We start from the raw sequence: 22,550 nt of genomic DNA on the forward strand, positions 1-22,550 counted from the left end.
TGAAAGCAAAGCAGAATCATTCAGACAAAAGCAAAAAAATGGGCAATAACTATTACCCATTTTTTAGCGATGATTTATACCCATTCATTAGTATAGTCACCTTCTCCCATTGAGATGGTTTTTGCCGAAATGGTAAAGGTTTCGGTAAGCGGATTGTCTCCCGATGCATCAAATTTTTCTTTGTGCTTTACCAGGTACGCTTCTGTAAATTTCAGCTCTTTCAAAGTAGCTTCACTGTCTCTTTTGTAGAAAACGACACTTCCGTCTTTTCTTTCAAACGAATTGGTCATCCATTCGAAAAGATCGGTCTCTCCGGTACTTTCTACCGTAACGTCTATTTTACCGCCTCGGGTAATGGTGGAAGGTCTTCCTGTAGCATCAGTTTCCTGAAACAAACCGTAATTAAGGTTTAATACGTTATAATTTTTTCCTGATACTTTTAATATGGATTTAAATGACATAATTGTAAAATTTTAATTGTTATGAATAGATTTGTGTTTTTAAATTTCTTCAAACCTCTGAACCTGTTAAAAACGACAAGGATATTGCTAGAATAAATTAATTTTAATCCCTACCTAAATAAATAAGATAAAATCAGTCCAAAGGAAAAAGAAATTTAATTGGATGTGTGGAATAAAAAATTATACCCACTCATTTCGATGGGAAGCATTCCCCATTCCTATTTCTTTTGCTGAAAGCACAAAAGTTTCGGTTAGCGGGTTTTCTCCTGATGCATCGAAGTTTTCGTTGTATTTTACAATATAGGCCTCTGTGAATTTCAGTTCTTTCAATGTAGCATCACTGTCTCTTTTGATAAATCTGATCACTCCGTCCTTTCTCTCGAATGAATTGGTCATCCACTCAAAAAGATCGGTTTCACCGGTACCTTCTACTGTTAAATGAATTTTACCGCCACGGGTAACGGAAGAGGGTCTTCCTGTTTTGTCGGTCTCCTGTAGCATACCGAACTCTACTGACAATACGTTACGCTTTTTTCCTGCGTACTCTAAAATGGTTTTGAATGACATAATAAATATATTTTAAGGTTTAAAATTTAATAATACCAATAATGGAATATATTTTTTGACAAATATACAGCTGTTCAATAATCAATGTTCCAATATGGATGTATTCTGTTTCAAATCTATAAATAATTTTGGCTCGTGCAATTATTATTTTTTTATGTTAAATAGCAAAAAGACAATTTGTTGCAGGAGATTATTACAAAATATTTTACGAAAACCAGACTTGTTTTTTCATTTTAATAGAAATGTGTGATTATTATTAATTAATAAAACATTACCATTGATTTATTCGTAAATTTTAAAACATGGTATTCAATACGATTTGTAGAAAAATATCTACAGATTTCTTCTGAATGAGGATTTTGTCCCTTGAAATACTTCTGATTTTAAATGTTGGGGTAAAAGAGGAGAAGAGGGATTAGAAAATTGTATAAAAAAAGACCTACATTTTTGTAAGTCTTTTTGCTCCTCCTGCTGGGCTCGAACCAGCGACCCTCTGATTAACAGTCAGATGCTCTAACCAACTGAGCTAAGGAGGAATTTCCTATTGTTTTAGTGGTGCAAATATAATATGAATATTAATATTATGCAAATTTTTATTTTAAAAATATTTAAATTTTTCCTTTGTTGATGGGTGTTTAGGGCTTATTTTGTTGTTTGTCAGATAATTAATCGTAGAATTTTTAAGTGTTTAGAGAGGTTTTTTTGTGATTGTATAAGTAGCAAAAACGATTGGATTTAAAAATTTTGATAATTGCCTTTTATGTTTAAAAAAATTAAATTTGAATAAAAACTAAGTTTATGAAAGAACAGAAACACGAAAGTCTTGATGAAGAAACAGAACGATTATTACGGGAAATTGGAGAATCACAAAAAGAGTTTGAAGAAACATTTTCGGAAATTGATAAAACAATGGCATCATTAGAAAAGAAGGCTTATGATGGTGTTCGTGATGTTTTTAAATATTTTGATAGGATCAATGATAAGCTTTTTACTTTTAATAATATTTTAATTGCTGGATTTTTTGCAATAGGTAAACTTAAGGATGATGTTCCGATGTGGATGATTATTTTTCCAATAGTAAATTTAGGAGTCTTTATTTTTATTGAATATATGATTATGGAGAAAAGTAGAATGGAAGCTTATATATTGGAAAATTTTAATGAAGAGAGATATCGAAAAAACATCAATAAAACAAATTTATATTCATTAGTAACAATTTTTACAACTTCAATAGTTACAATTGTGTTTTTATATAATCTCCTAAAATAAAAAAAGACCTACATTTCTGTAAGTCTTTTTGCTCCTCCTGCTGGGCTCGAACCAGCGACCCTCTGATTAACAGTCAGATGCTCTAACCAACTGAGCTAAGGAGGAATGTCCTTTGTTTTAAGTGGTGCAAATATAGGACGAATATTTATACCGTACAAATATTTTTATTAAAAAATTCAAAAATATTATAACTTACCTGCAAAGATCTTGAAGATGTCGCTTCCGAAAATTACTAACATCAAGCCTAACAGAAAGATAACTCCAACCATCTGTGCATTTTCCAAGATCTTTTGAGGAACAGGTTTTCCAACAATCATTTCATATAATGTGAAAATTACGTGTCCGCCATCCAATCCTGGGATAGGAATTAAGTTCAAAAATGCTAACCAAACGGAGAACATTGCTGTAAATCCCCAAAACCAAGTCCAGTCAATAGATAAACTTCCGTCCTGAGCTTTATTAACCTGCATATTTTTAATAATAGCAATCGGACCGCCAACATTTTTATATCCTTGAATTTTAGAATTAAACATAATTTTAAACTGTTTAACCTGCATTGTTAAAGCCTCAATAGATCTTTCAAAGCCTCTTGGAATTGCTTCTCCGAAAGAATATTTTTTATTCGTTGTTACGGATTTTACGATGTCTTTTGTTGCGATTTTTACTCCGAATTTCCCATCTTTATCTACAGAAACAGTTGGTAATGTTTGTACAGTACCATTTCTTTCAACGTCTACAGAAATCGTTTTTCCTTTGTTTTGACCTAAAATAGTATTTACTTCATCAAAATAAGCAGCCTTTTGTCCATTGATTCCAACTATTTTATCACCCACAGCAAATCCTGAAGCCTTTGAAGCAGGGGATGCCAAAGAATCAATAACCATAGAAACTCTTGGACTTAGATATAATTTTGCTTCTTTTTGTTTTAAAACCTCCGCAACTCCATCGGTATTTACAGGGAAAGTTACTTCCTGTCCGTTTCTAAGAACCGTTACGTTATCTCCTAAAAGAATGTTAATAGCCGTGTTTTCTAATCTTTCAGCCGGTTTTCCGTCAACTTTTACAATTTTATCACCGTTTTGGAAGCCCATTTTCTTTCCGGCAGAAGTTACTTCGATACCGTTTGTGAATTTATTCAAATCTGTATAGGTCTCACCGTTGAAAAGTGAAAGACAGCTATAAATTAACCAAGCTAAGAAAAAGTTTACTGTAACTCCGCCCAACATGATGATCAATCTTTGCCAAGCCGGTTTTGCTCTGAATTCCCAAGGTTGAGCCGGTTGTTTCAATTGTTCGGTATCCATGCTTTCATCTACCATTCCGGCGATTTTTACATATCCTCCGAAAGGAAGCCAGCCGATTCCGTATTCCGTTTCACCGATCTTTTTCTTTGCAATAGAAAACCAAGGATCGAAGAAGAGATAGAATTTTTCAACTTTGGTTTTAAAGTATTTTGCTGGTAAGAAATGCCCCAGTTCATGAAGGATTACTAAGATAGAAATGCTCAATATAAATTGAAACAGTTTGATTGCTATTTCCATTAATGCTTTTTATGTTTAATTTGCAAAGGTAACAATTATCAAAACTATGCCAAATAAAAAAGCTCCCCGAAACGAGAAGCTTTGTCATATAATATGATGATTTATTATAAATTAATAGAAATTCCGAGACTGCCATTGTTGCCGACTTCTGCGAAAACTCCAATTTTATCAGTGAAAAAGTATCTTGCACCGATGTGAGCGCCCAATCCAAAGTTTTTTCCTACAACTCCAACGTCGGCTCCCGGATAAATGTCCAGTTTTTCTGGCAGTTGTAAGGCATCTTTTAAATGAAAATTAATTCTTCCAAAAGCAAAAACACGGTTTTTATCGTCGTTATCTTTATAATTATCGAAATAAACATTCAGACCAGCTCCGACTGATATTAATTTATTTAAACCGTAATCATAAGTTCCTGTAATTCCTGTTCCGTATCCCCAAGCGCTTAATCCCGCGTTGATTTTCTGATCTCCTTTTCCTGTCCATGCTTGTGCATTTGCGGTTGCTCCTGCAAAAATGAGCATAAACATAAAAACCAATTTCTTCATAAATTTTACTCTTTTACTAATTATTAAAATAATTTAAAATTTTCTTTTAAAGTTGGTTAATCGCAAAGGCGCAAAGATTTTATCATCAATAAAATTTAATACTGTAAAACTTACTGGAAATCTTTGATTTTCTTGCGTCTTAAGCATCATGATGGTCAAAACCTTGCGTCTTTGCGATTAACCAACCAAAAAAAATATCCTCAACAAAAATAGAACCGAAATCATTGAAAAATCGTATTTTTATTGAAGTTTTTTAACAAAGTTTATGAAGATCGCAGGATTGAATCTAGATATTATCTGGAAAAATAAAACAGAAAATTTTCAATTAATTGAAAGGGAATTGCAGAATCAGCAAGCTGATCTTTTCCTTTTGCCGGAAATGTTTTCGACCGGTTTTTGTATGGACGCTTCCGAGGTTTCAGACAGGAATCACGAATCTTTGGAATTTTTAAAAAAAATGTCGAAAGAAAAAAATGCGGCATTTTGCGGAAGTGTTCCAGTTGAAGAGAATGGCAGTTTTTATAATAGAATGTATTTTGTACAGCCAGATTCTACAGTTAATTTTTATGATAAAAGACATTTGTTTTCGTTTTCAGGAGAAGATAAAGTTTATACTCCCGGAAAAGAAAGAGTAATTGTTAATTACAACGGCTTCAGGATTTTACTGCAGGTTTGTTATGATCTTCGTTTTCCTGTTTTTGCAAGAAATAATGATGATTATGATGCAATTTTATACGTTGCAAATTGGCCTGAAAAAAGAGTAGGAGCTTGGGAACATTTACTGAAAGCCAGAGCAATTGAGAATTTATCTTTTGTTTTTGGGCTAAACAGAATCGGAACAGATGGAAATAATCTGTTTTATCAGGAAAGTTCGCATTGTTTTTTTGCGGATGGAAAAGAAATTTCTAAGAAAAACGGTAATCTCGTAACTACAGAATTAGACATAGAAGAATTGAAAGATTTCAGAAATCATTTTCAATTTTTAAATGACAGAGATTCTTTTTCGATTGAATTTTAAAATAAAAATTAAGGCTAAAGTTTTCTTAACTTTAGCCTTAATCTTAATATTTAAACATATTGTTGTAAAAGTTGTGTAAGTGTATTCACGTCATGAACACCACTTTCTTTCCAAAGCATTTCTCCTTTTTTGAAGATCGCTAAAGTTGGAACTCCTCGCACTCCATATTGATTGGCAAGAGCAGGATATTGATCTACATCTACTTTGATGATTCTTGCGTTTTCGCCAATTTTTTCTTTTACTGTTGTTAAAACCGAAGACTGTACTTTGCACGGTTGACACCAGGTTGCAAAAAAATCGATTAAGACTGGTCTTTCGGAGTCTATGATTTCCTGAAATTTTTGTGACATAGTTTGGCTTTATTAAAAACACTTTAGTTTAGAAAGTTGTAAAGCTAAAATTTAAAATCACTTAAAAGAATAATCGAAGGGTATCGAAGCTTTGTGTCTTTAAAAAATGCTTTTACTCAGTAAACTAAAGTGCGATGATTTGTTACATTAAAATTATTGCAATAATAATTCCAAAGATTATTAAACTGTTTTCGATTGGCAGACAAAATCTGAAGTCGGGAATTTTTCCGTTTTCTTGATTCCGTTGAAACCTCCGTCGATTTCTGTAAAGTTTCTGATTCCGTGAGAATTTAGAATGCTTGCTGCAATCATACTTCTGTATCCTCCTGCGCAATGAAGAAAGAAATGTTCCGAATCATCAATTGTATGTACCCAATCGCTGATTGTGTCTAAAGGTTTGTTGTATGCGTTGTCAATATGTTCTGCAGAATATTCTGTCAGTTTTCTTACATCGATTACTTTTGAAGTTTCTGTGAATTGTTCTGCAAATTCTGCCGGAGAAATTCTTTTCACCTCATCAGTTTCTTTTCCTGCGTTTTTCCATGCTTGAAAGCCTCCCTGTAAATATCCTACAACGTTGTCGAAACCCACACGGCTTAATCTTGTGATAGCTTCTTCTTCGATTCCTTCATCAACAATTAATAATAGAGGATGTTTTACATCAACGATTAATGTTCCTACCCAAGGTGCAAAATCGCCTTTTAGACCGATATTTACAGAGTTTGGAACAAATCCTTTTGAAAATTCGCTGGGACTTCTTGTGTCCAAGATCAAAGCTCCGGTTTCTTCTGCATAGGCTTCAAAATCCTCAACGGAAATTGGTGTAAGTCCTTTATCCATTACAATGTCAAGACTTTCGTAACCGCCTTTATTCATGGCTACATTCATACCGAAATATTTAGGTGGAGCTGTTAATCCGTCTAAAACTTCTTTAATGAAAGATTCTTTATCCGGTTGATTAAGAGCATAATTTGTTCTTTTTTGATTGCCTAAAATATCCACTGTTTCTTTCTGCATATTTTTTCCACAAGCAGAACCTGCGCCATGAGCCGGATAAACTGTAATGCTGTCATCCAAAGGCAAGATTTTGCTGTGCAGACTGTCGTATAAAATACCGGCAAGATCTTCTTGGGTAAGAGCACCCGCCTTTTGTGCAAGATCCGGTCTTCCGACATCTCCTAAAAATAGAGTGTCTCCGGTGAAAATAGCTGTTTCTACTTCGTTTTCGTCAATCAAAAGATACGTTGTGCTTTCTAATGTATGACCGGGTGTGTGAAGAACTTTTATTTTTACTTTTCCAATTTCGAAAATCTGGTTGTCTTCCGCGATTGTCGCTTCAAATTGTGGCTGTGCGGTTGGTCCGTAAACAATTGGAGCACCTGTTTTTTTGCTTAAATCTAAATGTCCCGAGACGAAATCTGCATGGAAGTGGGTTTCAAAAATATATTTTAAAGTTACATTGTCTTTTTCCAAACGATCCAAGTAGGGTTTTACTTCTCTGAGAGGATCGATAATCGCTGCTTCATTTTCAGATACGATATAATACGCACCCTGAGCCAGACATCCTGTGTATATTTGCTCGACTTTCATTATGTGATTGTAACCGTTTTAATGTTTTAATTGAAATACAAAAATCGTGTTTATTTTTTTAAAATAAGCTAAAATAAAGAATCTATGCCAATAGAATAAATCTATAAAGTGCAAATTATTCCAGCTTATAGAAGATTTTATAGAAAATTTCGTTCGTGTCTTCGGAAATATTTTTATCAATTTTAAACTGAACGTAATCCTCTTTTCTGGATTCACCTTCTGGATAATCAATCAAACCATGATATTTTTCGTAGATATGATCTTTTAATCTTCCGTTTTCTGCAATTCTCATTATTTCATCAAAATATTTTTTGGTATCAGGATTTATTTTCCAGTCTTTTTCGTGTCTTTTATAATAATCGATCATTTTTTCATCTGAATAAATTTCAGAATCGATCTTCATATCATGGAAACCTGTTAAAACTTCTTTTTTCTCTAAATGTTGCGATAAATACACAATTTTGGCTTGTGCGGCTTCCGAAACTGCATGTATCATCATAGAATCTCTTTTCACGGAAGCTGACAAAATAATGTCAGGAACTTTGTTGATAGGTAAATTTTTAACAGAAGCTACATTTAAAATACCAAAATAATTTTCAACTTTATTTTTTAATTCCTTTAGCTGATCTTTAGTCATGTCATCGCTTGATACTCTTGTTTTAAAAGTCCATCCACCACATTCATAAATTGAAAGTAGAGAATTTTTATCAACATATTTTACTCCTTTGAAAAAATCGGGCTTTCCCATCGCATTATTGAAAACAGAATAAATATAGCTTATCTTCAAATTATCGTCAGAAAGATTTCCGAAAGATGGCTTTACGTCAACATTGCTGTTGGAGTTTTGATTTAAAGCATAACCGTAAGAATAAAATTCATCCCTCAGAATCTGATTGTCTATGTATTTTTTAGGATAAAGATAAATGGTAAGAACCGTTTTGTTTTTCTTTGAAGTCTCTTGTACATAGCTTACGCCAATGTGTGAGTTTTTTATATCATAAGAAATCACAGCTTCTCTTTGAAAACCCGACCAAAGCTCCGGAAAATTTGTTTTTGTTGTAAGATGAGTATAGTCTCCCTTTATTTTTAAATCAACGGGCTGTTTCCTATTTTGAGAAAAAAATGTCGCGAAAATGAAACAAAATAGCAATAATAAATTTTTCTTCATGATGTTGGCTTCGATGTTAATGATATTGTGACAAAAATATCTATAAAAATTAATAACAAAAGCGTATTAATATTATTTCTTTGATGAATGAATATTTTACAAAAACTTTTATATTTATCAGTTAAAAAAATCAAATGGCAGACAAAAAACAATTCATTGAAGAATTAAATGCAAGATACACTCCAAAAGGAGATCATATTATATTAGGAAAAGGGATGTTGGATGGCGAAGTTGTTCCTGAAGTAAATGTAACCATTCCTTTGAAAACCATCAACCGTCACGGGCTGATTGCAGGAGCAACAGGAACGGGGAAAACCAAGACTTTACAAGTTTTTGCAGAACAGCTTTCTCATCAGGGAATTCCTTCTTTGGTTTTGGATATTAAAGGAGATTTTTCAGGAATTGCAGAAGCAGGAACAGAAAATCCGGCGATTCAGGAAAGATATGCGAAAACACAGCTTCCTTATGATCCGCAGGCTTTTCCAGTGGAATTAATGACGATTTCTGGGGAAAGAGGGGTAAAGCTGAGAGCTACAGTTACAGAATTTGGTCCTGTTTTATTAAGTAAAATTTTAGAATTGAATGATACTCAACAAAGTATTATGTCAATTGTTTTTAAATATTGTGATGATAAAGGGTTGCCTTTAATTGATTTGAACGACCTTAAAAAAGTTCTTCAATATGTCACAGAAAATCCACAAGGAAAAGCTGAACTTTCTTCTAATTACGGTTCGATTGCTTTGGCTTCGTTGGGTGCGATTTTAAGATCAATTGTTGCTTTAGAACAGCAAGGTGCTTCAACTTTTTTCGGGGAATTAAGTTTTGATGTTCATGATTTACTGGAAACAAGAGATGGAAAAGGAGTTGTAAATATTTTGCGAGTTGCTGATATACAAAGCAAACCTCAATTATTTTCTACATTTATGCTTTCTCTTTTTGCTGAAATTTACATGACTTTTCCTGAAGAAGGAGACAGCGGAAAGCCAAAACTGGTTCTTTTTATTGATGAAGCTCATTTAATTTTTGATGAATCTTCAAAAGCATTGGTTTCGCAGATAGAAACAATGGTAAAACTGATCCGCTCAAAAGGAGTTGGGATTTATTTCATAACACAAATTCCAGGTGACGTTCCTGAAGCGGTACTTTCTCAATTAGGGTTAAAAATTCAGCATGCGTTGAGAGGTTTTACCGCAAAAGATAAAAAAGAAATTTCAAAAGCAGTAGAAAATTATCCGACAACAGAATTTTATGACGCTTCAACCTTAATTCAGAATTTAGGAATCGGGGAAGCATTTATAACGGCATTGGATGAAAAAGGAATTCCGACGCCATTGGTTCACACATATTTAATTTCTCCAGAATCCAGAATGGATGTTCTGAACGATGCAGAAATTTCAGATTTAACTAATAGATCAGCTTTAGTTGCTAAATATGAGAAAGTTGTGGATAATGAATCTGCCTATGAAATTCTTGTCAACAGGATGGAACAGGCAGCACAAAATGCAGCGCCCAATCAAAAAACAAAACCTGTAAAAGAAGAGCCCGGAATGTTGCAGCAGGTTTTAGAAAGTAAAGCAGGACGTACTTTTACAAGCACACTGATGCGGGAGGGTGCAAAAGCAATTTTGGGAATGTTGGGATTAGGCGGAAGAAGAAGGTAAAAATTATATAAATTTTATTATTTTAGCAGGATTGCCTTTATAAATCAATAAAAGAGAATTCTGGCTATTGATTTTATGGTATTCAATTTGTTGATATTCATTACAACTTTGAAAGCAACAATTAATATTAATCTAAAAAAGAAGTTGTATAAAAATTTAAATGTATTCAATAATTGACATAGAAAGTAATGGTGCAGGTTATAGAAAAGAATGCATTATTGATGTTGCTGTTTACAGGTATGATGGTCAGAAAATTGTCGACCAGTTCATTTCGCTTGTAAACCCGGAAAGTGATATCACGCCTTTTGTGCAGAAACTGACGAACATTACACCAAAAATGGTGAAAACCGCACCGAAATTTCATGAAATAGCTAAAAGAATCGTTGAAATTACTGCCAATACAACATTGGTTGGTCATAATATCGATTTCGATTACAGAATGCTTCGTCAATCATTTCAAAGGCTTGGTTATGAATTTAAAATCAATACTTTAGATACAATTCCTTTAGCGAAAAAACTAATTCCGGATGAAGCAAGCTATTCTCTTGGAAAATTGGTGAAATCTCTAGGAATTCCTTTGACAAATCATCACAGAGCGGAAGGAGATGCGCGTGCAACATTAGAATTATTTAAGCTTTTGGTTTCAAAAGATACTGAAAACGAGATTATTCAGAAACAGCACGACGAAACCAATGCAAAATCTTACATCAACAAAATCAAAGAGTTAACGCAGGATCTTCCAAATGAGAAAGGCTTTGTTTATTTTCAGGATGGAGCAGGGAAGATCATTTGTTCGGATCATGTTCAGGATATCAACAAATTTTCTAAAAAAGTTTTTAATTCTAAATCTAAAAAATGGGAAACCATTCAAAAAAATGTAGAGCAGATTAATTATGAACTTACAGGAACGGATATTATTGCTAAATTAATTCTGAATTCAAAAGGAATTAAAAAAAGAGAAACACTTGCTTTCGGGCTTTATCACAGGAATAATAAATATCTTGTTGAAAAAAATAAGCTGAATAAAGTAGAAAAGCCAATTCTAAAATTCAGGTCTTTCACGCAAGGTTCAAAAGCGGTTCAGTTTATTGGAAATTTGGAAGAGTATAATGAGATTGAAGTGTTTAAAAAGAAAATTGAATTTAGAAAGCGTAGCGAACTTTGGCTCGGTCAGGGTCGTAAATTAGGAGAAAAATTATTTATAATTATTGAAAACGGGAAAGTGATGTCTTACGGTTTTTACGAACTTTTTACGCAAATTCAGACATTAAGCAAAATTTCCAAATTAAAAATTGATTTGCAGTTTCAATCAACGGATTTGGTTAATGAATTACAGCTGGCTCTGTTGCGCGGTGATTTTGAAACCTTGCCGTTGCCAAAATAGTAGATAATTATTGCGTATAAAATAAAATGACAGATAATTTTAACAAAGAGCCATCTCCGTGGAAATTTGGATTTTTCTATTACAATAAGAAAGACAGAAGGCTATTTCCACCTAAAAGATTTGGGCTGGGTTGGACAATTAACTTTGCAAATCCTCTTTCTGTTATTGTATTTTTGCTAATTTTGATCTTTATTTTTTTAATTGGGCATTATTTAAATAGATAAAATAAAACACTTTTTAAAGCGATTTAAAAAGTGTTTTATTCTTTAAAATTTAAAATTAAAGAATAATCTTCTATGTGATTGATTTTAAATTATAAACAATTTCTCACTACCTTTGCACTTTCTTAATCAAAAAAAGAAGTTTTACTTATTTATTATGAATTCAAAAGAATTATTAAAGATTGCCAATGAGTTTGGCACACCGGTGTATGTTTATGACGCAGAGTCTATTAAAATTCAATACGAAAAACTTACATCTTCTTTTTTAAAACACACAAAGTTCTTCTATGCTGCAAAAGCGTTGACAAACATCAACATCCTGAAGTACGTCAAGAACTTGGGTGCCTCTTTGGATTGTGTATCTATTAATGAAGTGAAACTTGGTCTTAAAGCAGGATTCCCAAAAGAAAAAATATTATTCACTCCCAACTGTGTGGATTTAGCTGAAATCGAAGAAGCAATGACGTTTGGGGTGCATATTAATATCGATAATATCTCTATTCTTGAGCAATTCGGGAATAAATATGGAAATACTTATCCGATCTTGGTAAGAATCAATCCGCATATTTTTGCTGGAGGAAATTATAAAATTTCAACAGGACATATTGATAGCAAATTTGGTATTTCCATTCATCAGGTTCGTCATATCGAAAGAGTGATGAAGTCTACAAACCTGAATGTAGAAGGTCTTCACATGCACACAGGAAGCGAAATCAAAGATCCTGAAGTTTTCTTGCAGGCACTGGATATTATGCTTGAACTTTCCGAACATTTTCCAAACCTGAAATATCTTGATATGGGAAGTGGTTTTAAAATTCCTTATCAAGACAGCGAAGAAGAAACTGATGTGAAAACATTAGGTAAAAAAGTTGAGAAAGTGATTTCTGAATTTTCGAAGTCTACCGGAAAGAAATTTGAACTTTGGTTTGAACCGGGGAAATTCCTTGTTGGAAAAAGCGGATATTTATTAGTAAAAGCTAATGTGATCAAGCAAACGACAGCGACAGTTTTTGTAGGTGTAAATTCAGGATTTAATCATTTGATTCGTCCGATGTTCTACGATTCTTATCATCAAATTGAAAACTTATCTAATCCGAAAGGAGCAGAGAGAATTTATACAGTAGTTGGAAATATTTGTGAGACAGATACTTTCGCTTGGGACAGAAAGTTGAATGAAGTAAGAGAAGGTGATGTTTTAGCGTTCCATAATGCAGGAGCATATGGTTTTGAGATGAGTTCAAACTTTAATTCAAGATTGAAACCAGCTGAAGTTCTTTTCTTAGATGGAAAAGCTCTTTTGATCAGAAAAAGAGATGAATTTGAAGATCTTTTGAGAAATCAGATTGAAGTATTGTAGATTTTACAAGAAGAAAGTATCTTTAATGAACCAAATATCAGGTTTTATGAAAAAAACACTTTCCATCATCGCGATCTCAATTTTTGCCTTGTCGTTTTCTCAGCGGAACACGAATGTAGAAATTAAGGTTGATAAAGATCAAATCGAAAAAGTATATCCAAAAGGTCTTGATAAATTTAAACAGGACTTGGCGGGAAACTTACAATACACTGCTAATGAATATCAGGTTTTGGGTAATTTTAAATTGAATTTTAATGTTGAAAAAAACGGAAAAATTTCAGCGATAAAAATTTCTCCCGAAGTTTTTGATGTATCTTTTGAGAGACAGATGAGAAGAGATTTTTCAAGAATGGCAAAACATTTTGCTTCCGGTCAGAAAGAAAATATTTCTGTTGATCTGAGTTTTTCAAGAAGATACAATTCTTTTGATGAAAGAGCTAGATTTACGGCGTCTAACCAGTAATTAAATTTTTAAAAATAATAAAAGACTTTGCATTCCGGCAGAGTCTTTTTTTGGATTATAATTGAATTTTAATCTACATAAATCTTTAAAACATTTATTATTCCTTAAATTTGATAGAGATTAAAGTCTTTGTAAAGAGATTTAGCTCGATCCTATTCCAAAATTCCAATACAAACAACCAACAAAAAATATTAATTATGGCTAAAAACATAGCTGAGCAGATCGTTGAAATGCTGGAAAATGCAAATGTGAAAAGAATTTATGCAGTAACGGGCGACAGCCTTAATCATTTAAACATTGCCGTTAAAAAAAGTAGCATCGAATGGATTCATGTAAGACATGAAGAAGTCGGAGCATACGCTGCTGCTGCTGAAGCTGAACTTGATGGTTTTGCGGTATGTGCAGGAAGTTGCGGACCTGGACACGTTCACCTGATTAACGGAGTTTACGAAGCGCATCGTTCTCACGTTCCGATGTTGGTGATTGCTTCCACTATTCCGAGTGAAGAAATGGGAATGGATTATTTTCAGGAAACCAATACGATAAAATTATTTGACGATTGCAGCCATTATAACCAAATGATTACAAGACCGGAACAGGTTCAGAGGACTTTACAGACAGCGATTCAGCATGCTATTTCTAAAAAAGGAGTCGCGGTAATCGGTCTTCCGGGCGATGTTTCAGAATTGGACGCCGAAGAAGCGACAACTTTCAATAAAATATTTAAAACCAATCCGGTTATTCGACCTTCTGACGAAGAATTGAATCAATTGGCAACTTTAATTAACGAAAGTGAAAAAGTGACCATCTACTGCGGAATTGGTGCAGAAAAAGCCAATGCAGAAGTGGTGCAGCTTTCAAAATTTTTAAAATCTCCTGTAGGATATTCTTTCCGTGGAAAAATGGCGATTCAGCCAAATAATCCGAATGAAGTCGGTTTAACAGGACTTTTAGGACTTCCTTCCGCATATCACGCCATGCATGAAGCTGATCTGTTGATTCTTTTGGGAACGGATTTTCCTTATCAGAAATTTATGCCTGTTAAAAATAAAATCGTTCAGATCGATGAAAGTCCTGAAAGATTAGGCAGAAGAGCCAAATTAGAATTAGGATTAACAGGCGATGTGAAAGAAACGATCAAAGCTTTATTGCCTTTATTAAAAGAAAAAACAGAAGTCCATTTCCTGAATCAGCAATTGGAATTTTATGGAAAGGTAAAAGAAACGCAATTGACTTATGTGAAAGATTTTGGAAAAGAAAATGCTATTCAGCCGGAATTTGTAGCGCATACTTTAGATAAATTGGCTAAAAAAGATGCGATTTTTACTGTAGATACAGGAATGTGCTGTGTGTGGGGTGCAAGATATATTACCGGAACTGGTGAACGAAAAATGTTAGGTTCATTCAACCACGGTTCGATGGCGAATGCAATGCCGATGGCGATTGGCGCTTCTCTGGCTCATCCCGACAGACAAGTGATTGCAATGTGTGGAGACGGCGGTTTATCCATGTTATTAGGAGATATGGCAACGATTTTTCAGTATAAATTGCCTGTAAAATTGATTGTTTTTAATAATCGAGCTTTAGGAATGGTAAAATTGGAAATGGAAGTCGGCGGAATGCCCGATAACGAAACAGACATGATCAACCCGGATTTTGGAATGATCGCTCAAGCAATGGGGTATCCTGGAAAAAATGTTCATCAACCAGAAGAAGTTGAAGCAGCAATCAAAGAATGTTTTGAGCATAACGGACCTTATTTATTAAATATTTTCACTAATCCAAATGCGCTGGCTTTACCTCCAAAAATTGAATTTGACCAAGTGATAGGAATGACAAAATCCATGGCACAACTAATGCTTGGAGGAAAAATGGAAGAAGCTTTAGATACCGTAAAAACAAACTATAAACATATTAAAGGATTGCTATAATGAGTGCATCTTTGAAGAAATTTATTTTGGATTGCTGGAATTATTCTAGCAATTTTTGTTTCATTACTATTGAAAGAAACAGGAAGTAAGGCTCAGTCTAAAATTTAATTTTCAAGATAAAAATTTATAAGAAACTTCGCTTTTCAGTGAAGTTTCTTTGTTTTTTGGTTGTAATTTTGCTGTGTCAATTTCAAATAATTAAGCATATGAAAACATTAGCACTGTTTATAGGACTTCTGGCATCAACTTTTGCATTAGCACAAAATAATGATGTAGAAGAAAGAGAGGATAATTTTATGACAGAAAACAATAAAAGTATTCTTAAAATAGACATCAAAGAACCTTTGCTTCAGGTTGCTGTTAAAAATTGTAAGGATTTCAAGACGGCGAGTTTTGAAGGTGGAATTCCTGCTTATAAAGAAACGTTGAGAAAATATATGTATGATTATCTTAATACAGATTTCTATGTTCTGAACGGAGATTTTACATTTACTCTTACCATAGATGAAAAAGGAAAAGTTACGAATATCGAAGGTTCTCCAAAAGTAGCGAACAGTCAGGTATTCTTTGATGACATGAAATATGTGGTAAGAAGAATCAAAAAAGGCTGGTCTCCTGCAATGTGTAACGGACAACCTGTAACATCACAGGTGAAAATCAAAATTAACCTTTCATCGATCGCAACAGACGTATAAAAACTGTTTTTTAATAACCATGAAAAAATATCTTTTAATTCTACCTTTATTGCTTTTGAGCGGTAAAGGATTCTCGCAGGAAACTGCAATTCAAATTAAACTCCCATCAGAAAATTATAAGAAAGCTGAATTTCCGGGTGGCGATGAAGCGTTCCGAAAAGAATTTATGAATATGGTTCATGCCTATATAGATTTTGCTTTATATGCTTTGGAAGGAAAAATCACTTTTATTTTTAATATTGATACAAAAGGGAAAATCAATAAAATTGATGTGCTTCCGATATTCAAAGACAATGAAATGTTTATTGATGATATAAAATATGCCACAAAAAAGGTGAAAGGGAAATGGAAACCTGCCACTAAAAATGGAGCTCCAGTGGATTCTAGGTTTATCATGAAAGTTAATTTTAGTTCTAATACTTATGATGCAGGGTAAGAAATTATTATTTTGTTTTCCTCTAATTGCTTTTTCTTTGTTTCAATCGCAAGTTTTGGATGAATATCCTAAGAATCAAGATTTTTATGAAGGTGGCTTGGTTAATTTTATAAGGAAGCTCACGATTATTTAATTAAAAATAATAGTAAGGAGTGTGATTCTAAAGAAATTTATCAACCAAGATTTATTGTTACAAGAGATTCATCAATTAAACTTATAAAAGATTCTGATACAGCAAATATTTCAAAAAATAAGTGCGCTTATGATCTTTCGTTAGAATTATTGAAAAATCTTAAAAACTGGAAACCTGCAGAAGTAAAAGGTGGAAAAATTGGTGCACTTGCAGAATTTATCCTTTATCCAAAAGATGTAATGAGTAATTACAAATTAGGATATAATGCAGAAAACTTTGTGGTTTTTGCTCAATATCCGAAAGGTTATGAAGCATTCAGGAAAGATTTCCATAATGAGTTTATGAGCCTTTTTCAGGATTATCATATTAATGGAGATGTAAATTTAGAGTTTTATATAGATCAAAATGGAATAATTTCTCACCCAAGAATTTATCCCGAAATTAGGGATCACAAATTTAATGTAGATTTTTTGAGAACACTTTCAAGGCTAAAAAAAACTTGGAAGCCTTCATTATATGGAAGTATCCCGATTAAACAAAAGATTCTTTATCCGATGAATTTTTCTACAAATTTCTACGAAAGATAATCCTGACATTCTGTCACAATATTTTGTATCTTTGCAAATTCAACAAGTTCAAAATTTAATTCAGGGTTATAAAACTTTGAATTAAATTTTGAACCTTAAATAGATTATCGTGCAAGAAAAATATATAGACGAAACAAAACAGGGTGAGGCTTTTGCAATTGCAGAAAAAGACGGTAACTCAAAGAAATTATTTTTGGAGAGTTATGGTTGTCAGATGAATTTCTCTGATTCTGAAATTGTTGCATCTATTCTTAACGAGCAAGGTTATAATACCACTTTGAAAGTGGAAGAAGCCGATCTTATTCTTTTAAATACATGCTCAATTCGTGAAAAAGCTGAGCAAACAGTAAGAATGCGTCTTTCTCAGTTCAAAAATCTTAAAAAAGAGCGTCCAAACATGACAGTTGGAGTTCTAGGCTGCATGGCTGAAAGACTGAAAACTAAATTCTTAGAAGAAGAACAATTGGTAGATCTTGTTGTTGGTCCCGATGCATACAGAGATTTACCAAACCTTTTAAAAGAAACGGAAGACGGAAGAGATGCTATCAACGTAATCCTTTCAAAAGAAGAAACTTATGCAGATATCAATCCTGTTCGTTTAGGCGGAAATGGAGTTACAGCTTTCGTTACCATTACGAGAGGTTGTGATAATATGTGTACATTTTGCGTAGTTCCGTTTACAAGAGGTAGAGAAAGAAGCCGTGATCCGCATTCAATTTTGGATGAGTGTAAAAACCTTTGGGAAAGCGGTTATAAAGAAATTACCTTATTAGGTCAAAATGTAGACTCTTATCTTTGGTACGGAGGAGGACCGAAAAAAGATTTCGCAAAAGCATCAGAAATGCAGAAAGCAACAGCTGTAAATTTCGCTCAATTGCTTGATTTAGTAGCCAAAGCTATTCCTGAAATGAGAATCAGATTCTCGACTTCAAATCCACAGGATATGAGTCTGGATGTATTCAAAATGATGGCAAAGCACGACAATATCTGTAAATATGTTCACCTTCCTGTTCAAAGCGGAAGCAACAATATGTTGGAAGCGATGAACAGACAACATACGCGTGAGGAATATTTGGATTTAATTAAAAAAGCTAAAGAAATTATTCCTGACATTTCTTTTTCTCAAGATATGATTATTGGTTTCTGCAACGAAACAGAAGAAGATCACCAAGATACATTAAGCTTAATGAGAGAAGTAGAATATGACTACGGTTATATGTTTGCTTACTCAGAAAGACCCGGAACTCCGGCTCACAAAAAAATGGAAGACAATATTCCTGCAGACGTAAAACAAAGACGTTTAGCAGAAGTAATTGCTTTGCAGGGCGAATTATCAAGAAATCGTATGAAATCTTACGTTGGAAAGACTCACAAAATTTTAATTGAGGGAATTTCCAAAAAGAATAAAAACCAATGGAAAGGAAGAAATTCTCAAAATGCAGTTTGCGTTTTTGATATGCTGGAAGGACAGAAAGTTGGTGACATTGTGGACGTTTTTGTGTTTGACAATACGCAGGGCACACTTTTAGGGGAAACAGTATAGAATTTAAAGTTTTAAGTTCTTCAGATAATGAATAATCTACAATCACAACAACTGCTACAGAATATTTCTGCATTATTGGATAATGCCAGAAAGAGAGTTGTGGTGGCTGTAAATCAGACGATGGTTCTCACTTATTATGAGATCGGAAGGATGATTGTAGCGGATGAACAACATGGTGAAAGTCGAGCAGAATATGGAAAGGCTGTCCTTAAAGACCTCTCTTTACACCTTACAGAAAAATTTGGCAAAGGGTTTTCTCAACGAAATTTAGAACAGATGAGACAATTCTATTTGTCTTACTCAATTTCGCAGACAGTGTCTGCGGAATCTGAAAATGAAGATCATCAAAAAAGACAGACACTGTCTGTCCTTTTTGAAACAAGAGAATCTTTACCTGCGAAATTCAATCTTTCATGGTCTCATTATCTTAAATTGATGAGGATAAAAGTGAAGCATTGGTTCAATATACTTTGCCAGAAGATAACGAACAGATTTTTGCAAGTAAATATTTTACAGTATTACCAAGCAAAGAAGATTTTATTAACATTTTAAACTCAGACAATGGAAAAATTTCATAAATATTGCCTTAGTGTATTGTTGGTAATAATCTGCAGTAATATTTCCGCGCAGATCAACAATGGAAATATTGAAAGTGAAGATTGTAAACAATTATATGAACTTTATAACCAGATTCTAAATCATGGTTACGACGCTTCACAGGAAATTTGTTTAAAAGAAAGCGCGAGACATAATTTTGCCATTAATCAAAAGCAAAATGCAATTGATCTGATTGGAAAAATTTTCTCAGTAAAACAACAGAATAATTTTTATCATAATAAAGCAGGAACAGATTTTTCTGAAAAAGAAAAACATGATCAACTCCTGAAAAACTTCGAAAAAATCAGTAAAGAAAATCTCTTTGCTGAAATTTTATATTTTAAAACTAAAGTTTCAAAAGTCAGAAACAAAGATTATTTAAATGTAATTTGTTAATTAATTAAAAATAAAATTCAAAATCAATTTTAACAAATTAACTAAGCTTTTACAGTGAAAATACAGGCTGTAAAAAAAATAATCTAAAAAATTACTTATGAGCAACGAGCTACAAAATATAAAAAACCGTTTCGGAATTATCGGAAACTTTCCGGCTTTAAACCGAGCTTTAGAAAAATCTATTCAAGTTGCGCCAACAGATATTTCAGTCCTTGTAATTGGGGAAAGTGGTGTTGGTAAGGAGTTTATTCCTAAAATCATTCACTCAGAATCTAAAAGAAAACATCAACCTTATATTGTTGTAAACTGTGGAGCAATTCCGGAAGGAACGATCGATTCCGAGCTTTTCGGACACGAAAAAGGTGCTTTTACAGGAGCTACGGCAACAAGAAAAGGATATTTTGAAGTTGCCGATGGTGGAACAATTTTCCTTGATGAGGTTGGGGAATTACCTTTACAGACACAGGTTCGTTTGCTAAGAGTGTTGGAGAGTGGTGAATTCATGAAAGTAGGTTCTTCACAGGTTCAGAAAACAAACGTGAGAATTGTAGCCGCAACAAACGTAAATATGATGAAGGCAATTCACGACGGAAGATTCCGTGAAGATTTGTTTTATCGTCTGAATACGGTACAGATCGATATGCCTGCTTTGAGAGAAAGAAAAGGTGATATTCATTTGCTATTCAGGAAGTTTGCAATTGATTTTGCTGAAAAATACAGAATGCCGGAATTGGAATTGGAACCAAGCGCAATTCATTATGTGGAAAATTATACTTTTCCCGGAAATGTGCGCCAGTTGAGAAATCTGGTTGAGCAAATGACGGTTGTTGAAAGAAACAGACATGTAACGGTAGAAAAATTAGCAGAGTACATTCCGATGGAAACACATCTTCCGATGGTGGTAAATACTCCGAGTTCTCAAAAACAAAACGACTTTGGAAGCGAAAGAGAGATCATGTACAAAATTCTCTTTGACATGCGAAACGATATTAATGATTTAAAATCCTTAACTTCGGAATTGATAAAAAATCGCGGAAATTCTGATCTTAGCAATCAGGAGAAAAATTTAATTAACAGAATTTATACTCCTGAACCACAACAGAATGTAGCTCCGAATTCTTTATTGTATTTTGAGAATGATAATAATCCCGTTGTTCAGACTCCGACAATTATTTCAAGTCAGGAAGATGATTATGAGGATTTTGAAGATATAGAAATTGAGGAAAACAGACCAGAATCTTTATCGCTTCAGAATAATGAAAAAGATTTGATAATCAAAGCATTGGAAAAGCATAAAGGAAGGAGGAATAAAGCTGCCGATGAATTAGGAATCTCACAAAGAACATTATACAGAAAAATAAAACAATATAACTTAGAAGAATAATAAACTTTACAAAAATTAAATTATGATGAAAATTAATGCAAAACCGGTCAATTTTAAACTTGGCGAATACATTAGCAACGGATATGAGTTTCTTAAAGGGAATTTTGGAAATTTATTTGGAGCGTTTTTGCTTACGATGGTAATGTCAATTATTCCCTTTTGTGGTTTTTTGGCTATTGGAAATTTTTACAGATATTGTAGAGATTTAAGAGCTGGAAGACAGGTAAGTGCAGGAGATATTTTCAATTTTGACAATTTTATGCCTTATTTTATCATGCAGTTAATTTTAATCGGTGGAATTATGTTAATCTACATCCCGATGCTTTTTATGTTACCAAGTATGGCAGATAGAGATCCTTCTGCGGGGATTCCGGGATTGTTTATAGCTTATATATTTGTTATTTATATTGCTATTTTCATAGTTTGCCTAAAAGGTTTTTATATGCCTGCGTTAATTTCTCTGGGAGGAGTTACAGATGTGAAAACAGCTTGGAATATGTCTCTTACAATGGGAAAAGGAAACCTTTGGTCAATCTTTTTATATTCATTTGTAGTTGGGATTTTGGGACAATTAGGAATTATAGCTTGTTTTATTGGTCTTATTTTTACTTTACCTCTAGTATATGTATCTCACTATTTTGCTTATGAAGATGCTATGAAACAGGTTACGTATGACGAAATACAAGAAATCGGAATTAAAAATGAATTTTAAGATTAAAAATATCAACATCAAACAGCCAAAATTTTGGCTTTTATTGCTATGTTTGGGAGTTTTGAACTCTTGTTACAGTTTTACAGGTTCGTCTCTTACAGATGAAAAAACAATTCAGATCAATGAATTTCCAAACAATGCTGCTTTGGTAAATCCTACTTTAGCACAGCAGTTTTCTACAGATATTCAGAATAGGTTTTTGCAGAGAACGACTTTGAAAGGAACCAAGGAAAATCCTGATATTTTAGTGGAAGGTGAGATCACGGATTATTCGATCACGCCAACAACCATCAGCTCTAATACTGTTACAAATCAAAGTACAGGTGGAGTGGTTCAGGAATCTCAGAATAAACTGACAATCACGGTGAAAGTGCATTATGAAAACAAACTTCATCCGGATGTAAGTTTTGACAGATCATATAGTGATGAGGCTGTCTTCAACAGTAATCTTTCGCAGTCTGAGATAGAATCTTCTCAGGTGAAAATTGCGACGGATAGAATTATAAACAAGATATTTAACGATATTGTAGCGAATTGGTAA

Annotated in this window: 24 protein-coding genes and 2 tRNA genes; 17 read left to right on the plus strand and 9 right to left on the minus strand. The window is 33.3% G+C overall.

Annotated elements, in window-relative coordinates; genetic code table 11:
* Positions 1–74: 74 nt before the first annotated feature.
* From tssD (ABD940_RS10720) to ABD940_RS10730, 3 genes are all read right to left on the minus strand, one after another.
* Complete coding sequence (gene tssD, locus ABD940_RS10720) at positions 75–461, minus strand: type VI secretion system tube protein TssD (RefSeq protein WP_345203453.1); 387 nt, start codon at positions 459–461, stop codon at positions 75–77.
* Positions 462–641: 180 nt separating this feature from the next.
* A complete protein-coding gene (gene tssD / locus ABD940_RS10725; protein ID WP_345203456.1) occupies positions 642–1,028 on the minus strand; it encodes a type VI secretion system tube protein TssD in 387 nt (128 codons plus the stop codon).
* A 462-nt stretch (positions 1,029–1,490) separates the two neighbouring features.
* A tRNA-Asn gene (locus ABD940_RS10730) sits at positions 1,491–1,564 on the minus strand.
* A 262-nt stretch (positions 1,565–1,826) separates the two neighbouring features.
* Here ABD940_RS10730 and ABD940_RS10735 point away from each other — a divergent pair.
* Positions 1,827–2,297, plus strand: a complete 471-nt coding sequence (locus ABD940_RS10735) for a hypothetical protein (protein ID WP_345203458.1) — start codon at positions 1,827–1,829, stop codon at positions 2,295–2,297.
* Positions 2,298–2,328: 31 nt separating this feature from the next.
* Here the strand turns inward: ABD940_RS10735 and ABD940_RS10740 are convergent.
* The 3 genes from ABD940_RS10740 to ABD940_RS10750 all read right to left on the minus strand — a co-directional run bounded on the left by ABD940_RS10740 (position 2,329) and on the right by ABD940_RS10750 (position 4,383).
* Positions 2,329–2,402, minus strand: a tRNA-Asn gene (locus ABD940_RS10740).
* Between the two features lie 80 nt (positions 2,403–2,482).
* On the minus strand, positions 2,483–3,838 hold the full coding sequence (gene rseP, locus ABD940_RS10745; protein ID WP_345203461.1) for an RIP metalloprotease RseP: 1,356 nt from the start codon (positions 3,836–3,838) through the stop codon (positions 2,483–2,485).
* A gap of 104 nt (positions 3,839–3,942) precedes the next feature.
* The gene (locus ABD940_RS10750) at positions 3,943–4,383 is read right to left on the minus strand and encodes a DUF6646 family protein (protein ID WP_345203464.1); all 441 of its coding nucleotides are present in this window, start codon (positions 4,381–4,383) and stop codon (positions 3,943–3,945) included.
* Positions 4,384–4,648: 265 nt separating this feature from the next.
* On the opposite strand from ABD940_RS10750, the gene ABD940_RS10755 reads away from it, so the two are divergent.
* A complete protein-coding gene (locus ABD940_RS10755) occupies positions 4,649–5,401 on the plus strand; it encodes a nitrilase family protein (RefSeq protein WP_345203466.1) in 753 nt (250 codons plus the stop codon).
* Positions 5,402–5,451: 50 nt separating this feature from the next.
* On the opposite strand, the gene ABD940_RS10760 is transcribed toward ABD940_RS10755, so the two are convergent.
* The 3 genes from ABD940_RS10760 to ABD940_RS10770 form a co-directional block, all read right to left on the minus strand.
* The gene (locus ABD940_RS10760; RefSeq protein ID WP_345203468.1) at positions 5,452–5,751 is read right to left on the minus strand and encodes a thioredoxin family protein; all 300 of its coding nucleotides are present in this window, start codon (positions 5,749–5,751) and stop codon (positions 5,452–5,454) included.
* Between the two features lie 180 nt (positions 5,752–5,931).
* Entirely contained in the window at positions 5,932–7,341 is a 1,410-nt protein-coding gene (locus ABD940_RS10765) for an MBL fold metallo-hydrolase (RefSeq protein ID WP_345203470.1), read from the minus strand.
* A 115-nt stretch (positions 7,342–7,456) separates the two neighbouring features.
* Positions 7,457–8,509 carry a hypothetical protein gene (locus ABD940_RS10770; protein ID WP_345203473.1) on the minus strand — a complete coding sequence of 351 codons (1,053 nt, stop codon included), beginning with the start codon at positions 8,507–8,509 and terminating at the stop codon, positions 7,457–7,459.
* A 134-nt stretch (positions 8,510–8,643) separates the two neighbouring features.
* Here ABD940_RS10770 and ABD940_RS10775 point away from each other — a divergent pair, with 134 nt between their 5' ends.
* The 15 genes from ABD940_RS10775 to ABD940_RS10845 all read left to right on the plus strand — a co-directional run bounded on the left by ABD940_RS10775 (position 8,644) and on the right by ABD940_RS10845 (position 22,550).
* Entirely contained in the window at positions 8,644–10,170 is a 1,527-nt protein-coding gene (locus ABD940_RS10775; RefSeq protein WP_345203475.1) for a helicase HerA-like domain-containing protein, read from the plus strand.
* Positions 10,171–10,330: 160 nt separating this feature from the next.
* A complete protein-coding gene (locus ABD940_RS10780; RefSeq protein ID WP_345203478.1) occupies positions 10,331–11,554 on the plus strand; it encodes a 3'-5' exonuclease in 1,224 nt (407 codons plus the stop codon).
* A 26-nt stretch (positions 11,555–11,580) separates the two neighbouring features.
* Positions 11,581–11,778 (plus strand): DUF5808 domain-containing protein, encoded by a 198-nt coding sequence (locus ABD940_RS10785; protein WP_345203480.1) that lies wholly within the window; start codon positions 11,581–11,583, stop codon positions 11,776–11,778.
* 154 nt (positions 11,779–11,932) lie between these two features.
* Complete coding sequence (lysA, locus tag ABD940_RS10790; RefSeq protein WP_345203483.1) at positions 11,933–13,132, plus strand: diaminopimelate decarboxylase; 1,200 nt, start codon at positions 11,933–11,935, stop codon at positions 13,130–13,132.
* 46 nt (positions 13,133–13,178) lie between these two features.
* The gene (locus ABD940_RS10795; protein WP_345203485.1) at positions 13,179–13,595 is read left to right on the plus strand and encodes a hypothetical protein; all 417 of its coding nucleotides are present in this window, start codon (positions 13,179–13,181) and stop codon (positions 13,593–13,595) included.
* 197 nt (positions 13,596–13,792) lie between these two features.
* Positions 13,793–15,526 carry a thiamine pyrophosphate-dependent enzyme gene (locus tag ABD940_RS10800; RefSeq protein WP_345203488.1) on the plus strand — a complete coding sequence of 578 codons (1,734 nt, stop codon included), beginning with the start codon at positions 13,793–13,795 and terminating at the stop codon, positions 15,524–15,526.
* Positions 15,527–15,732: 206 nt separating this feature from the next.
* Positions 15,733–16,221 carry an energy transducer TonB gene (locus ABD940_RS10805; protein WP_345203489.1) on the plus strand — a complete coding sequence of 163 codons (489 nt, stop codon included), beginning with the start codon at positions 15,733–15,735 and terminating at the stop codon, positions 16,219–16,221.
* Positions 16,222–16,240: 19 nt separating this feature from the next.
* A complete protein-coding gene (locus ABD940_RS10810; protein WP_345203491.1) occupies positions 16,241–16,657 on the plus strand; it encodes an energy transducer TonB in 417 nt (138 codons plus the stop codon).
* Between the two features lie 282 nt (positions 16,658–16,939).
* Positions 16,940–17,377, plus strand: coding sequence for a hypothetical protein (locus ABD940_RS10815; RefSeq protein WP_345203493.1), 438 nt, complete (start codon positions 16,940–16,942; stop codon positions 17,375–17,377).
* 109 nt (positions 17,378–17,486) lie between these two features.
* Positions 17,487–18,920: a tRNA (N6-isopentenyl adenosine(37)-C2)-methylthiotransferase MiaB gene (gene miaB, locus ABD940_RS10820; RefSeq protein ID WP_345203496.1), complete on the plus strand. Its 1,434-nt coding sequence runs from the start codon at positions 17,487–17,489 to the stop codon at positions 18,918–18,920.
* 27 nt (positions 18,921–18,947) lie between these two features.
* On the plus strand, positions 18,948–19,472 hold the full coding sequence (locus ABD940_RS10825) for a DUF1016 N-terminal domain-containing protein (RefSeq protein ID WP_345203499.1): 525 nt from the start codon (positions 18,948–18,950) through the stop codon (positions 19,470–19,472).
* A 9-nt stretch (positions 19,473–19,481) separates the two neighbouring features.
* Positions 19,482–19,913, plus strand: coding sequence for a hypothetical protein (locus ABD940_RS10830; RefSeq protein WP_345203502.1), 432 nt, complete (start codon positions 19,482–19,484; stop codon positions 19,911–19,913).
* Between the two features lie 97 nt (positions 19,914–20,010).
* The gene (locus ABD940_RS10835; RefSeq protein ID WP_345203504.1) at positions 20,011–21,297 is read left to right on the plus strand and encodes a sigma-54 interaction domain-containing protein; all 1,287 of its coding nucleotides are present in this window, start codon (positions 20,011–20,013) and stop codon (positions 21,295–21,297) included.
* A gap of 22 nt (positions 21,298–21,319) precedes the next feature.
* The gene (locus ABD940_RS10840; protein WP_345203507.1) at positions 21,320–22,009 is read left to right on the plus strand and encodes a hypothetical protein; all 690 of its coding nucleotides are present in this window, start codon (positions 21,320–21,322) and stop codon (positions 22,007–22,009) included.
* On the plus strand, positions 21,999–22,550 hold the full coding sequence (locus tag ABD940_RS10845; protein WP_345203509.1) for an LptE family protein: 552 nt from the start codon (positions 21,999–22,001) through the stop codon (positions 22,548–22,550). Before ABD940_RS10840 ends, ABD940_RS10845 begins: the two co-directional genes overlap by 11 nt.

The sequence above is a fragment of the Chryseobacterium ginsengisoli genome (assembly GCF_039542325.1).
GTDB classification, from domain to species: domain Bacteria; phylum Bacteroidota; class Bacteroidia; order Flavobacteriales; family Weeksellaceae; genus Chryseobacterium; species Chryseobacterium ginsengisoli.